General features: G+C 40.1%; 13 protein-coding genes. 6 read left to right on the top strand and 7 right to left on the bottom strand.

Annotation, left to right across the window (positions count from 1 at the left end):
• Positions 1-87: 87 nt before the first annotated feature.
• From AACM45_RS07810 to AACM45_RS07790, 5 genes are all read right to left on the bottom strand, one after another.
• Positions 88-996 (bottom strand): helix-turn-helix domain-containing protein, encoded by a 909-nt coding sequence (locus AACM45_RS07810; RefSeq protein WP_339141855.1) that lies wholly within the window; start codon positions 994-996, stop codon positions 88-90.
• A gap of 559 nt (positions 997-1,555) precedes the next feature.
• Entirely contained in the window at positions 1,556-2,281 is a 726-nt protein-coding gene (locus tag AACM45_RS07805; protein WP_339141854.1) for an SDR family oxidoreductase, read from the bottom strand.
• Positions 2,281-3,315, bottom strand: coding sequence for an aldo/keto reductase (locus AACM45_RS07800; protein WP_339141853.1), 1,035 nt, complete (start codon positions 3,313-3,315; stop codon positions 2,281-2,283). Before AACM45_RS07800 ends, AACM45_RS07805 begins: the two co-directional genes overlap by 1 nt.
• A gap of 29 nt (positions 3,316-3,344) precedes the next feature.
• Complete coding sequence (locus tag AACM45_RS07795) at positions 3,345-5,384, bottom strand: nuclear transport factor 2 family protein (RefSeq protein ID WP_339141851.1); 2,040 nt, start codon at positions 5,382-5,384, stop codon at positions 3,345-3,347.
• A gap of 132 nt (positions 5,385-5,516) precedes the next feature.
• A complete protein-coding gene (locus tag AACM45_RS07790; RefSeq protein ID WP_339141849.1) occupies positions 5,517-6,434 on the bottom strand; it encodes an AraC family transcriptional regulator in 918 nt (305 codons plus the stop codon).
• Positions 6,435-6,785: 351 nt separating this feature from the next.
• Here AACM45_RS07790 and AACM45_RS07785 point away from each other — a divergent pair, with 351 nt between their 5' ends.
• The 6 genes from AACM45_RS07785 (at position 6,786) to AACM45_RS07760 (ending at position 11,771) form a co-directional block, all read left to right on the top strand.
• Entirely contained in the window at positions 6,786-7,484 is a 699-nt protein-coding gene (locus AACM45_RS07785; protein WP_339141848.1) for a DUF2490 domain-containing protein, read from the top strand.
• 25 nt (positions 7,485-7,509) lie between these two features.
• The gene (locus tag AACM45_RS07780) at positions 7,510-8,277 is read left to right on the top strand and encodes a carbonic anhydrase family protein (RefSeq protein WP_339141847.1); all 768 of its coding nucleotides are present in this window, start codon (positions 7,510-7,512) and stop codon (positions 8,275-8,277) included.
• Between the two features lie 150 nt (positions 8,278-8,427).
• A complete protein-coding gene (locus AACM45_RS07775) occupies positions 8,428-8,976 on the top strand; it encodes a mechanosensitive ion channel domain-containing protein (RefSeq protein ID WP_339141846.1) in 549 nt (182 codons plus the stop codon).
• A gap of 2 nt (positions 8,977-8,978) precedes the next feature.
• Positions 8,979-10,262, top strand: a complete 1,284-nt coding sequence (gene mgtE, locus AACM45_RS07770; protein ID WP_339141845.1) for a magnesium transporter — start codon at positions 8,979-8,981, stop codon at positions 10,260-10,262.
• Positions 10,263-10,350: 88 nt separating this feature from the next.
• Complete coding sequence (locus AACM45_RS07765; RefSeq protein WP_339141844.1) at positions 10,351-10,923, top strand: TetR/AcrR family transcriptional regulator; 573 nt, start codon at positions 10,351-10,353, stop codon at positions 10,921-10,923.
• Between the two features lie 53 nt (positions 10,924-10,976).
• Entirely contained in the window at positions 10,977-11,771 is a 795-nt protein-coding gene (locus AACM45_RS07760) for an alpha/beta fold hydrolase (protein ID WP_339141843.1), read from the top strand.
• Between the two features lie 99 nt (positions 11,772-11,870).
• Here the strand turns inward: AACM45_RS07760 and AACM45_RS07755 are convergent, their stop codons facing one another.
• Together AACM45_RS07755 and AACM45_RS07750 are read right to left on the bottom strand one after the other, a co-directional pair.
• On the bottom strand, positions 11,871-12,785 hold the full coding sequence (locus AACM45_RS07755; protein ID WP_339141841.1) for an NAD(P)/FAD-dependent oxidoreductase: 915 nt from the start codon (positions 12,783-12,785) through the stop codon (positions 11,871-11,873).
• A 351-nt stretch (positions 12,786-13,136) separates the two neighbouring features.
• Entirely contained in the window at positions 13,137-13,694 is a 558-nt protein-coding gene (locus AACM45_RS07750; RefSeq protein ID WP_339141839.1) for a TetR/AcrR family transcriptional regulator, read from the bottom strand.
• Positions 13,695-13,829 lie beyond the last annotated feature (135 nt).

Here is a 13,829-nt window from a genome sequence, read left to right as displayed (position 1 = left end):
TTGTTTGTAATTATTTGATACAAAGATGCTAACGAACGAAGGCTGCTAGCGAACCCCGTTCAAACGAAAACTGACCAATTTCAAAGATTACATACTTTTGTTGGCTGCCCTAAAGCCCCTGGGGGATAATTGCGTGTTCTTTTTGAAGAATCTGCTAAAGTGTGTCGGTTCGCTATATCCTAATAGATAGGAAATCTCTTTGAGGGACAAAGAAGAATCGACCAAAAGGGATTTGGATGTGAGAAGGGTACGTTGTGATATCCAGTCACTTAACGTTCTGCCTGTCTTACTTTTTAAGACAGCATTGAGGTAATTGGGATGTAGGTTTAATTGTTCGGCAAAGTGTTGGGCCTGAAGTTTTATTTGTCCCCGTTTTTCACCTAAAAGTTTTTTGAACTCCGACTCCAGTATTCTCTTGAAGGATTTAACGATTCTAGAGTTGTGCTCACCCTCAATAAGGGGATTGTAATTGGCCCAAAACCGTTCTTTGATTTTCATGAGTAATACCAATATCATATTACCGATAATCTTGTTCTTGTACTTTGAATCGTTTTTGAACTCAAAACTGATCTGATTGAAAAGGAGTTCAAATTCTTTAAATTCTGCCGCGGTCTGATCGTTTGGGGGAACAATCTCGGCCAATAGAAAAGGAAATTCACTGTATATCTCATGATGTACGTTTTCTTGAAGAAACTTTTCAGTCAGCATAATGATCTGTGCTTCCTTTGAGGAAAATAACTCATACGATTTTACATGACCCGGATTTGTGAAATAGATGGATCGATCACCAAAAGGGAATTTATGGTCATCAAGGTTATATACCCCCGAACCTTCCTTAGTCAATATAAATGAGAAATACTCCGCTCTTAACACTGGCGATTTAAAAGGAATTTCTGTGTGGATATCAGGAACGCTTAAAATCGTGAAGTTAATTTCCTCTTCGACAGGCATACTTAGTGTATGGTACAAATCAGATATGGTATGCGGGGTTATCATAGTTAAAAAGATTTGGTTTACAGGTGATTGTTTTAATCAGTTCCCATGAAACTTTAGCACTTACAAAGCAAAAAAGAATACGAAGATCAAATCAGCCTTTAAAGTACCATTAAGATAATAAATTATCCGTTGTTTTGCCTACGGTATAGTTGTCACGACTACTAAAATCAAGGGCTATCGGTTGACTTTTACTACGACAAAGACATAAAGGTCTACGGAATCATTCTTTATTTTGAATTCTGGTCGATTTAAACCCTTAGCGAAATTAGGCCCTAAGGCAAAATGAAAAGACCATGGTCAGGATGATTGCTTCATGAATATACCGGTATAATGGGTTACTATTCATTTCTCCCCTCAGTCTTACTTTCCATTATTTCAACGTAACGATTTTATACTGACCTATCCGTATCAGTTTGCTAAAATCGTTTACCATTTTTTTGCATTATCAGACTGGAATTGTAATTAAATCTAACCAGGGGAATGGAATCAATTCCATATATAGAATACTTACATCTAAACTCGTACAATACCTTCATTAAATTGCCTTTCGGCTCTGGTCTTACCACTCGATCTCCCGCTTATCCCTAAAAAACTTTCCGCTCATTGTACTATCTTTCAATAGTGCCGCCCAAACTATGGTTTCAGCACCTTCATTGGGGCTTTTCGTGGCACCGCTGCCACCCATATCGGTTCGCACCCAACCTGGACATACTGCATTGACCGCAATGCCGTCATTTTTTAATTGGCCTGCAAATGCCCTAGTAAGTCCGTTAAGAGCTAGTTTTGATAAGCTATACCCGGGTGTGGAACCGTTTTGACTATTCAAGGCTCCAGCACCGCTAGATACATTTACTACTCGTGCAGCCCGGCTTTGGCGCAGTAGTGGAAGGAACTTCTGAATCATTTGCCAAGGTGCGAAGGTGTTGGTCTCAAAGGTATCTTTTACCTCTTCAAGGTTGGCATTTTCAATATTTTGATAGGTATCATAATTAGTTCCCGCATTATTTATCAGGATATCGAGTTTTCCAAATTTCGTTTCCGCGCCTGCCTGTTCGGTAGACAGGAAAGCGTACAGCAGATTGATGCTTTTTGTATCCGTAACATCCAACTGATGATAGACAACATTGCCATAAACACTTAGTCTATCAATGTCTTTCTTACTTGAATCTGGATTGCGACTTGTCGCAATAACGGTAATCCCTTTTTCTAAAAGACTTTGTGCCACAGCATAACCGATACCACGATTGGCACCGGTTACAAGGGCTATTTTTGATGTAGTTTCCATTAATAAATATTTGGTCTGTTGTGCACAATATTTTCTAATTGACCGCCATAGGTCACCGCTTGGGTAGACTTTAAAAAGTCATGCGGAAAGCCAAGTTCAATGGCACTTGCTTGTTTAAGCACGTTCATATCGTCGTCTGAAAGGGTAAAATCCGCACCCCTAAGGTTAGACTCGATATGACTCAGTTTCGTTCCGCCCAAAATAGGGACGATTCCCTGTTGTTTTACGAAACCAATCGCTACCGTGGCAGGGCTGACGTCATATTTAGCCGCCACCTCGATTACTTTGGCCGCAATACCTAAATTACGTTCTGAAAGCGCCGCGAATTCTGATACGTCGAGCCTTCGATTTCCCTTACCGTCATCAGTGTTGTACTTACCAGTTAAGATGCCTGAAGACAGCGGCGACCATCCTAGGGTCGTCATTCCTTCATCTTTGGCCATAGGTAACAATTCACGTTCGCCGGTACGTTGAATCAAACTGTATTCTATCTGTGAGGCTTCAAAAGGGGTCAATCCATTTTGACGGGCATACATATTGGCTTTGCTAATGACCCAAGCCGGCGCATCTGAAATTCCTAGATACAATACTTTTCCTTGGCTTACCATATCGTCCAGTGAGCGCATAATCTCTTCTACAGGTGACATAAAATCCCATGAGTGTACCCAAAAGATATCAATATAGTCCGTATTCAGCCTTTTTAAACTACGGTGCAACGATTGCATCATACTTTTTCTACTGTTTCCGGCCATATTGGGGTCGGCACCTGGCATTGCATCTGTGTACTTCGTTCCCAAAACAATGGCATCACGCTCACTTTTTATGAATTCACCTACGAATTTTTCGCTTGTTCCGCCTGTGTAGATCTCATTGGCAGTGTCAATAAAGTTTCCACCTGCTTTTCTATAAGCATCGTACATTTTCTTACTGGTTTCCTTGTCGGCTCCCCATCCGGCCTCGGTACCAAACGTCATTGTGCCCAAGGCCATTTCACTCACTCTTAATCCTGTATTTCCTAATAATCTATAGTTCATCGTTTCTATGTTTTAATTGTTATTGTTTTTTATCTTAAGTAATTTATTACTTCATCCATTGCTGCGTTTACCGCTTCTTTTTCGAAGTAAAGTTGTTGTTGGTTGAATTGATTTAACCAGACGATATCTTTTTCCCCTTTCAATAATTCGTAGAAATCTTTGGTGCCCTGGGGTACGGCGCCACTTTCACTATGCACTATGAATACGGGCTGCGAAATTTCTTGCCCTATAGTAATGCCATCAAAGGTTAACCAAGGTTCCCAACTACTTACCGCAAAGCGATTGTCATACAATTGACCAGCTGCTTTTGAAGGATCTAAGTAATAATCAAATACATTTTCAGGTACATACATTGCACTTAATGGGTCAAGCTCACTGGCGGCCAATACATAGCTCATTTCCCCGGTTTCGGCATATTTTTCCTTGGCTTCTTGAGCGGCCAGCAACAACCCTTCGGTACCACCGGGTCGCATGTCGTAAATGTTCTTTGCTATTTCCGGATTGTGCAACCAAGGGGCTACCAAGACTAACTTTTTGATTCGGTTGTCTTGGGCGGTGGCGTGGGCCATATATCCTGAGCTTGCGCATACGCCTAGGGCAGAAAGCTCGTCCATTGCCATATTAGGGTGTGTTTCCAAATAGTCCACGGCAGCTTTGATATCCGCAATCTTTAATCGATGATCCTCTACTTGTCTAGGCTGTCCTTCACTTTCTCCAAATCCTGTAAAATCAAAGGTCAATGTAATGAATCCATCTTTTGCCATTACGCTTGCGTATTCATCTGGCATTTGTTCTTTAATACTGGTCCAACTGCCGGTCACTATTGAGGCCGGATAGCGCTTTGACTTATCAAAATTCGGCGGTAAGAAGAGATGCCCCTTTAGATTCACACCATTACTGTTAAAGCTTACTTCTTGAAGTTGTACGCCGCTATCGGTACTGGCCCCCGCTTTGTGCATTGAATAATGTGCTGGTTGAAGTCCAGGCCAACTGTTCACTAGAATATTGGGATTAAAATACTCTACAAAATTTGAAATTTTATCGCCTTCTATGGTAAAGATGCCTACATAACTATTGTTATACGGCTTGCCTTGCTGCGTGGTTATAGTGCCTGCATATTTGGTGATATATACATTTGGGTTTTGAGTGGAAAAATGCTCAACTTCATAGTTTTGAACATAGTTCATTACACCTGAATATTGATTTTTAATTTCAGTAATTCCGTTGAGTGTTTTTGGAAAATTTTCTGGCGAAAGTGGCATTTCTTGTCTGGCATCATTGGTAAAAGAGGCCAGAACATTTTCAAGTTTTCGCTTTTCCAAGGCTTCAAAAAAACCATCGATTATTGCTGTTTTATTGGTGTCCGCTTTTGCGAAAGCCGTAACGGCACCATCGGTAACACGTTGTATAGCTGTAAGTGGTAACGAAGTGTCGCCTGACTGGCTATATAAAGATGCATCGATACGAGCGAGTTTCCATTGCCCGTTTTCTTTAATGTATTCGGTGTCGTACCCTACAAAGACCGTCCATTCTTTACGGTCTAAATAATGTGTGGCAATGCCATCAAAAGTTGCTGTGGCACGGTCGCCAACAGGCCAAATGGCAAAATTATGCACTTGGTGTACCGTTCTTTCAAAACCTGGTAAGACCTGTTGCCAACCTGTAACAATGGTTTCTGGGGTTTTGAAACCAGCATCACCGCCTAAGGATGTATAATCTACATAGACTGAATCTGTCATAATAGCTTGAACAGCGTTCCAGTTTCTTTTGTCCGTTTCCTTAAATAGCGTTTCGGCAACATTTTGTATCGTTTCCCTTTCTTGGGTAACGGCATTTAATTCTAAAGTATTCATAGCTGTTGTGGTTGTAGTGTTGTTTTCTTGATTTCCGTTTTTACAGGCCACCAGTGTTACTAGAAGGGCAGCTGCGATTCCTAATTTTTTCATAGCATTATTGATTTTAAATTTTAATATTTCATTTTGACGTGTAGGCAAACCTTGAGCATAAAGGTTGTTCAAGATGGTATCGGCACTTTGCGCATTTTTATATGAGAAAGAATAGAAGGCCATAACAGTCGTTTTTATAGTTCTTTAATTTTGATACAACAAAACTACGGGCATGAGAAGGCTACCTAGCTACGGAATTCATAGTAGGAAGTACGGAATTCAAATAAGGACGAAAAATAAGGCTGTTTTCAGGTTTTAAAGGGACTTTCGATACTGTGAAGGCGTCATTTTCATTCTACTTTTAAAGAAGTTTGCAAAGTGATTGGGATAGTTGTAATACAACTCAAAAGCAATTTCCTTAACGCTTTTATCGGAATTGGAAAGCTTGGATTTGGCAAGATTCAAAATATGGCCGTATATGATCTCAGAAGCGGCATTATCGGTGATGCGTTTCACGATGGCGTTAAAATGATTGGGATGTAGATTCAGCTTATTGGCATAATGCTGTACTTGGTTGGGGTAGGTTTCAGAATAGCTTTGACCGGGATGGAACGCCAATTCAAGTAGCGATTTGAACCTGCTTACGATATGTAGATCCAGGGATCTTTGCGAAGTGGTGACTTCGAGCTTATCTTTTGAATAGTCATATAGACGCGCTACCTTGTGTAAGGCAATATGCACGTAATGCCTTATGATTTCTTCGGCATTTGCCTTATACGATTGGTGTTCCTTATAAATATCCTCAAAAACTTTGGCAAATGCCAGCGCATCTTCCTCATCAATATCCATAGGAACGGTATTGTCTATCAAGAGATATGGGAATTGCTCTGTGATACGTTTTCTGGAAAGGGGCCCGCGATAAAAATCTTCGGAAAAAATGATGTAGAAGCCTTTCCAATCTGGCGCAATGTCCCATTGAAGTATTTGGTAGGGTGAATTAAAAAATAAGGTCGCTTTTTTGTCCGCCGTACTGTAATTGCCCGTTTTGGCATATCCACCCCCATCTAGCTTTATGGCAATGGCATAGAATTCGTGCTTAAAGGGAGCCATCTTGTGGTGTACGGTCTTCATATTTTCCTCGAAACTACGAATGTCAAACCCCTTTAATTTCGGCGGCGGAATATTGATGCCTTTGCAATAGTCTTTTAAAGTGGAAAAATGGTCCAAACTCAAAAAAGGTTCTTTAATTAAAATACGAAAGCATATCATGGAAAACTGCCCAACATATACCTACGGAATCCTACAAAAATAGCTATTTAACATCAGGTACCTTGTTGTCCGGACAGTAAAAACGAGGAAATAGGTTACGGATTCGGTAACCTAAAAAAAACAGCTGTCTTATAATGAAGGTGGTTTTGAATTTCGGTAGATACCGGATTGGAACGGCGATATAGGGTAGATGCATAATCAAAAGTAAAACTTTTTTTTTTGATTGTATTACTATTAAATATTTGTTAAGTATAGTGGGGCAATCAGAAATGGGCACTACTTTTGTTTCATAAAAATTTACATAAGTTAGACAAAATGCAAAAACGCTATCTGTTCATTTTACTTTTCGTGCTAGGTGTCATCAATGCGAATGCCCAAGGTCCTGATGAGAATCAATTGGGTGCATGGTACATGTATTTTTTCAGCACTACCTTCAAAGAATCAAATTGGGGGGTTCAAGGTGACATACAGTATCGTGACTGGCGTGGGCTAGGTGACCGAGAACAATTGTTATTGCGTTCGGGTCTTACCTATACCCCAAAGGGTTCTGATGTAAAGTTTACCTTGGGGTTTGCCAACGTCACTACGGGGCAGTTCGGCACGGAGGTAGACAATCCGGTATCGGAAAACAGAATTTATCAAGAAGCGTTGTTTTCAAATACCTTATTGAATAGACTGTTGTTGACCCATAGGTTTCGCTATGAACAAAGGTGGGTCGAAGCACAGGATTTCAGAACACGATACCGTTACAATCTTTTTGTGAATATCCCCTTCAAAGGCACTTCATTGGACAAAGGGACACCATATTTCGCTTTCTATAATGAGATTTTCATCAATGGGGAACGGCAAATAGGGAACGGGCGAACGGTTCAATTCTTTGACCGAAATAGAACCTATTTGGGGCTGGGGTACGCTATCAAGAAAAATCTGCGGTTGCAGCTGGGATGGATGGAACAGACCACCGTAGACTGGCAGAAAGGACAATTGCAGTTTAGCCTGCACCATACTTTTTAATTTTTAAACTTTAATATCTAAATAAATGAGAAAGCTTACATTACGATTAGTTGCGCTATCAACGGTAGTATTTTTAACCTCTTGTCAAGAAACCAAGACCACTGCACCAGTAACCCTCGATAATCAAAAGGAACTGGTTGAAGAAAGGGTGGTCAAAAGTATATTGACCGCCGAGGAGCAAGCTGAATTGACACCTCAGGAAATTGTTGGAAGGCTAAAAAAAGGAAACGAAAATTTCATCAATAATAACCTTACCCAACGAGACCACTCTGAACAGCGCAGAAAAGCTATGATCGGTCAATTTCCGAAGGCTATCGTTCTATCATGCGTAGACAGTAGGGTGCCTGTTGAAGATGTATTCGACCTGGGCATTGGTGATATTTTCGTAGCACGGGTAGCAGGAAACATAGAAAATGAGGATATTGTAGGTTCCATGGAATATGCCACAGCCGTTGCCGGTTCTAAATTGGTCATCGTTATGGGGCATACGGCCTGTGGAGCGGTAAAATCGACAATTGACGAGGTCGACGCGAAAGCATTGGGTATGAATTCACTTGCCGACCTTATTGACGAGATTCAGCCTGCGGTCAAAGAAACTGAATATGAGGGCGAGCGTACCACTAAAAATGCGGGCTTTACGAATCTTGTAATCAATAATAATGCGATGCGCACGGTACAGAATATAAGGGAGCAATCACCTACCATGGCAAAAATGGAGGATGAGGGAAAAATAATGATTGTTTCCGCCTTATACGATATGGAAAGTGGTAAAGTGGCCTTTAATAAAGACTGAGTAGTGGGTTACCTAAAGTACCAAATCCCTACGGCCCTGGTCGTAGGGATTTTTTAGGATATTGATGGATAACCATACCAAGCCCAAAGAAAATATAAGTAGCAACCTTTTTAACTTTAGAAACCGATTATATAATTCAACTCAAGACCAATGGAACCTTATTACACTAAAATTATAGAATCAATAGTCGTGATAACCATTTTCGTGGTTATTCGAATCATTACGAATAGGCTCATCAACAAGACCATTACGGACAAAGTAGTCCAAAAATCGAGGATCCAACTTATAAAAAGGGCCATCCACTTTATTTTGTTTTTGGTTGGCTTGACCATTTTAATGGTCATCTGGGGCGTAAAACAATCTGAATTGGCGGTTTTTGTTGGTTCATTGTTGACCATTGTAGGCGTTGCCTTTTTTGCGCAATGGTCATTATTATCAAATATCACCTCAAGTATCATTATCTTTTTCGGGCATTCGGTAAAAATTGGCGATGCCATATCCATAATGGAAACCAAAGATTATGAGATTAGTGGTGAAGTTTTGAACATAGGGCTATTTTTTACCAAAATAAAATTGTTTCCCTCTGATGAAGAGATAACCTTGCCCAATAACATTTTTATTCAAAAGACCATCCGAAAAGTCGGTCATCTGGGCCATATACAAAAAGATGAACCAACTAGTGGTCAAGAACTATCATAGCCATGTTGAATAACGAATTTTTATCCAAAACACCACGGGAGATTGCTGCTGACCTAGAAAATGTAGGTCATGAAGGGTTACTCTCGTTTCTTGAAACTGCCGCCAAGACTACCGCACAACAGGTATTTTTTGAACTTTCTACGCATGTCATCGTTGATGTTTTTACTGTGATGAACGATGAAATGTTTAAAAAAATCTTCACTAAAACCGATACCCATAGGGCCGCGCGAGTGCTATCAAGACTGAATCGCGATGCCGTTGACAAAAAACTGACATTGCTTCCTAAAGTCACCTCACGTGAAATCAAGGATTTTCTGGATTACAGTGAAAATACCGCCGGCTTCCTAATGGAAACCAATTTATTCAGCTGTTCTAAAGAAGATACGGTAGGGGCCGTACTGACCAAGCTGCGACAACTTGGGGATAGAAGGATTCTTACGGTTTATGTTGTTGATGACGAAGATAAGCTTATAGGTAGGGTTCCTGTAAATTATATTGCCATCGCTAAGCCTGAACAACAGCTTGATGAACTGATGTATCAAGCATACAGTGTACAAGCTATGGCTACTAGGGAGGAAGTGGTAAACGAAATCCAATTACATTCCCTTTTGCAGATTCCTGTTGTGGACATCCACAATCATTTGCTTGGTATCATAAGAAATGACACCGTACTTGCGGCCTCGCGCGAAGAGGCAAGTGGCGACTTACAAACGATGTTCGGTGCCGGTAAAGAAGAGCATGCGCTTTCTAAGACCTCATTTGCCGTACGCAAACGGCTACCTTGGCTCCAAATCAATTTAGCGACCGCATTTCTCGCTTCAATGGTCGTTGGTTTTTTTGAGGATACAATTGCAAAAATCACTATTCTGGCCATATTCCTGCCCGTTGTTGCAGGTCAATCGGGCAATACGGGTTCACAGGCCTTGGCCGTTACCATTAGGGGTTTGGCCTTGAAAGAGATTCGAATCGGGCAATGGCTGCGCGTCGCAAAAAAAGAACTGATGGTTGGTTTTATAAATGGCGTAGCGGTCGCTATAACTACCGGTGTCGTCGTTTTTTTCTGGTCAGGTTCCTTAGGTATTGCGGTGGTTATAGGCATATCTATGATTCTTTCCATGGTCATTGCCGGATTTGCGGGGGCGGTCATACCTATCGGATTGAAAGCAATAGGACAAGATCCTGCAACATCATCATCAATTATTCTTACAACGGTAACCGATATCTGTGGTTTTCTCAGTTTTTTGGGATTGGCATCGGCCCTATCCTCGATATTGGGCATCGTTTAAAATTCCAGGCAGGTTAGAATACGGCTTTGAATCATCTTGATTTAATCATTCAAAATCCAATTATGAATAATTATTCATATATTTGAGCATGCCTGATTTAAAGAATAAACGTCTTGAACAAATTTTTGAAGCGACCCTTCGCCTTACCGGACAGGTGGGAATCGCTGGTTTGAAGATGTCAAACATCGCTAAAGAGGCATCCATAGCGACCGGTACGCTCTATATCTATTTTGAGAACAAAGAAGAGTTGTTGAATGCCCTATACTTTAAATTACAGAAAGAAAGTGCCCCTGCAATCGTGCGTGATATCACCCATCTTGAAATCAATGTCCAGTTATATAAAATGTGGAGTATTGCCCTCAAAAGGTTGGTAGGGAATAACCTGAGAATCGTTTTCTTAGAACAGTTCATTATTTCGCCATACATATCAGAGGCCAATAAAAAAATAGATACGGAATTCAAGAACTACCTGAAACAGCTGCTGGAAGAAGGGAAGTCAAAAAATTTGATCAAAGATGTGGAAAGCAATATGCTTATTGCCTTGATGATTGGTTTTATACGAAGTTTTTCAACGCATCTTGTAAACGACCGCAAGGGCCATCTTAGTGAACGGGCCATAGATGAATCGTTCGCCCTATGTTGGAATGCCATTAAAAAATAAATTTTTTTCACCATTTAGTGAATATTTATTCATAAATGAACAATATCGAATATATGAACAAAACAAAAACAATCGATATCAATGGCGAAAGCTTGGCATATTACGATACGGGGAAAGGAAATACGACATTGTTATTTCTTCACGGTGCATTTATTAAAAAGGAATATTGGATTGGGCAGTTGTCGTATTTTTCAAGAAAATACCGGGTAATAGCGGTTGACCTACCTGGTCATGGGGCATCTACCCATAACATAGGGGAGTGGACCGGACAAAGATTTGGAAAGGACATTGGTACGTTCATTGAAGCATTGCATCTGCATGGCGTAATTATCATAGGGCACTCTTTCGGCGCTGATGTTATGTTAGAGACCGTTACGGTCAGTACTGCGCATATTAGCGGTTTAATTGAAATCGATCATATGAAAAATGTGGGAATGGAATTGCCAAGAGAAGCGGTCAGCCAAATAGTTCAGGGATTGCACGCTGATTTTGAGCATACTTGTGTGCAATTTGCCAAACATGCCTTATTGACCGATGCCACGGAACCGAAAATTGTGTCCAGATTACTTGCGGATTATAATCAAATGGATGCTGAGGTCGGTATTCCTTTATTGCAAAACGGGTTTGACTACCCCAAAAGAGCGGTAGCGCTATTGAAAAGGCTGAAATTGAAGTTATATTCCATTCACGTAAACTATACGCCCACCAATGAGGAACCTTTCAAAAAATACTTGGGTGAAAATTACGAATTGCACCATATGGACGGCACTTGCCATTACCCAATGCTTGAGAATCCAGACAGTTTGAATAAGCTATTGGAGCGTATCATTTTGAAAATTGAAAACTAGTGACTGTTCTCGATACAAGCGATTGGTCAATCAATACCTATCCCGCGGTAATATAGCTTTGGGCAGGGCAGGTATGGAATGCTGACTACGTTTTAGTATTCACGCAATCCAATCCCTTTCAATAAGTTCTTTGTTTAAACTTGAAGCCGCAACATTGCCTGCATAGACCGCTTGGGCAACCGAACGTATAAAAGTTGTGTTGTCCCCACAGGCAAATACACCAGGAACCGATGTTTTTTGAAACATATCCACTTCGATATATCCGTTCTCGTCTAGTTCACATCCCAATGTTTCAGGAATAGCTGAATGCTGTTTAAAAGGTACTCGTGCATAGAGTGCCTTTAGGGTTTCCATAGTACCATCCTTAAATTTTAGTTTTTCAATATGACCATCCGTATGCTCAATAGAAGCGATTGGCTTTTCAATTACAAGGATATTGTTTTTGCTGAGTTCCTTAAGCTGGTCCTTATTCAATTCTGATTTTCCGTTGGTGTAAATGGATAGCTCTTCAGTCCAGTTTGAAATCAATTTTGCGGTCTCGAAAGCAGCCTCCCCGTTGGCGAGAATCCCGGTTTTAACTTTTCGCACTTCATAACCGTGGCAATAGGGACAATGTACTGCGGTGATTCCCCAGCATTCGGCAAAGCCATCTATTTTGGGTAGAATATCCTTTATACCAGTAGCGAAGATGAGTTTTCTGCCCTGAAAAGATTGACAGGATTGCGTTGTAATTTCAAAACCATTTTCTATTTTTTTTCCTTGAACTGCAAAATCCTTTAAAAACTGTACCGTTGGATATTCCAAAACCTGTTCTTTTGCTTTAGCTGAGATAGATGCGGGGGTAGCACCATCTTGGGTAATAAAGTTATGTGAATGTGGGGTTTGCTCGTTGCAAGGATTTCCCGCATCGATGATAAGTACATTTCTAAGTGACCTTCCTAAAGCCATTGCTGCAGAGAGACCTGTATAACTACCGCCTATAATCAGTACATCAAATTTTGTTTCTTTTGTCATAATATCCAGTTTTTTAAGAGCCGATAACGGCAAGGGTAGCATAACTACCGATGACGCAAATAAACTTTGTTTTATAAATTTTCTTCGGTTTCCCATTGTGTTCTCAGAGTAAACTTTGGTGTAGATCATTAATGGCTTCTTCTGTAGAATTACCATATCCTTTTAGAATTCCATCACCATTTAAATCAGTACCACTGTATATTTGGAATTCAGGACTCCTATTTGTAGGTGTTTTAAATCCATTGGATTTATGGAACAACTTTTTATGTTTTATTCTAAGGTTTCAATCATTACGTTTCATAGTTTTTATTAAATATGTCACATTTTTGAGACATATAGGTTTAAATTTTTTTAAGGTGCGATTCCTTTTATAAAGGAATTCCAAGCAAAATTTTTGATATTGGATTTTGATGTTTTACCGGTATCACTCACATTTACTGTACTATTAATGATTCCAGCGTGTAAGTTTTGAATCCACTGAACAGTCATCTTTTCGTTGATAACACCACTTTTTTGTAACTCTGTAACGATGTTCGTAAAACTGTTATATATGAAATCATAATCTGCACAATCTTTATTTTTCTTCGTATGCGTATGTCCTTCACGTTGGTGCAATTTATGGAAGAAAGAATACTTGGCCCCACAATCGATACCCGCCAACAGCATATTCTTTAATTGCATCAAAGATTCATTGGAAGAGTTGATTGCGGTGATCATGGCCTTTTTACAGCTAACTTCCATTTCACGTTCGCAAACAGCGACCAATTCATTTCGGTCTTTAAAGTGCCGATGTAGCGTCCTTCTTGTAACATGGGCATTATCGGCTACTTTCTGTAGCGGAGCGGAATAATCTTCATTAAAAACTTCGATAGCCGATGCTATGATTCGGGATCTTGTTTCGGTAAGCATGGGTACGAAAATAACGTAATTTTTAAAATGTCACAAATTTGAGACATTTAGTTTTGGTGGTTGACTACCCTTTTTACAGATAAGAAGCAACAATTTGCACTCAGCACTTATTTTTTTCAAATAGAAAGTAACAAT

It is taken from the genome of Croceitalea sp. MTPC5 (assembly GCF_036985505.1).
Lineage (GTDB): Bacteria > Bacteroidota > Bacteroidia > Flavobacteriales > Flavobacteriaceae > Croceitalea.
This window is presented reverse-complemented; position numbering and strand designations above follow the sequence as displayed.

What these genes read in the sequence shown, in the direction of transcription:
- mgtE (WP_339141845.1), top strand. Translation starts at nt 8,979, where the DNA reads ATGTTGAATAACGAATTTTTATCCAAAACACCACGGGAGATTGCTGCT.
- AACM45_RS07760 (WP_339141843.1), top strand. Translation starts at nt 10,977, where the DNA reads ATGAACAAAACAAAAACAATCGATATCAATGGCGAAAGCTTGGCATAT.
- AACM45_RS07800 (WP_339141853.1), bottom strand. Translation starts at nt 3,315, where the DNA reads ATGAACTATAGATTATTAGGAAATACAGGATTAAGAGTGAGTGAAATG.
- AACM45_RS07810 (WP_339141855.1), bottom strand. Translation starts at nt 996, where the DNA reads ATGATAACCCCGCATACCATATCTGATTTGTACCATACACTAAGTATG.
- AACM45_RS07805 (WP_339141854.1), bottom strand. Translation starts at nt 2,281, where the DNA reads ATGGAAACTACATCAAAAATAGCCCTTGTAACCGGTGCCAATCGTGGT.
- AACM45_RS07775 (WP_339141846.1), top strand. Translation starts at nt 8,428, where the DNA reads ATGGAACCTTATTACACTAAAATTATAGAATCAATAGTCGTGATAACC.
- AACM45_RS07780 (WP_339141847.1), top strand. Translation starts at nt 7,510, where the DNA reads ATGAGAAAGCTTACATTACGATTAGTTGCGCTATCAACGGTAGTATTT.
- AACM45_RS07795 (WP_339141851.1), bottom strand. Translation starts at nt 5,384, where the DNA reads ATGGCCTTCTATTCTTTCTCATATAAAAATGCGCAAAGTGCCGATACC.
- AACM45_RS07750 (WP_339141839.1), bottom strand. Translation starts at nt 13,694, where the DNA reads ATGCTTACCGAAACAAGATCCCGAATCATAGCATCGGCTATCGAAGTT.
- AACM45_RS07765 (WP_339141844.1), top strand. Translation starts at nt 10,351, where the DNA reads ATGCCTGATTTAAAGAATAAACGTCTTGAACAAATTTTTGAAGCGACC.
- AACM45_RS07785 (WP_339141848.1), top strand. Translation starts at nt 6,786, where the DNA reads ATGCAAAAACGCTATCTGTTCATTTTACTTTTCGTGCTAGGTGTCATC.
- AACM45_RS07755 (WP_339141841.1), bottom strand. Translation starts at nt 12,785, where the DNA reads ATGACAAAAGAAACAAAATTTGATGTACTGATTATAGGCGGTAGTTAT.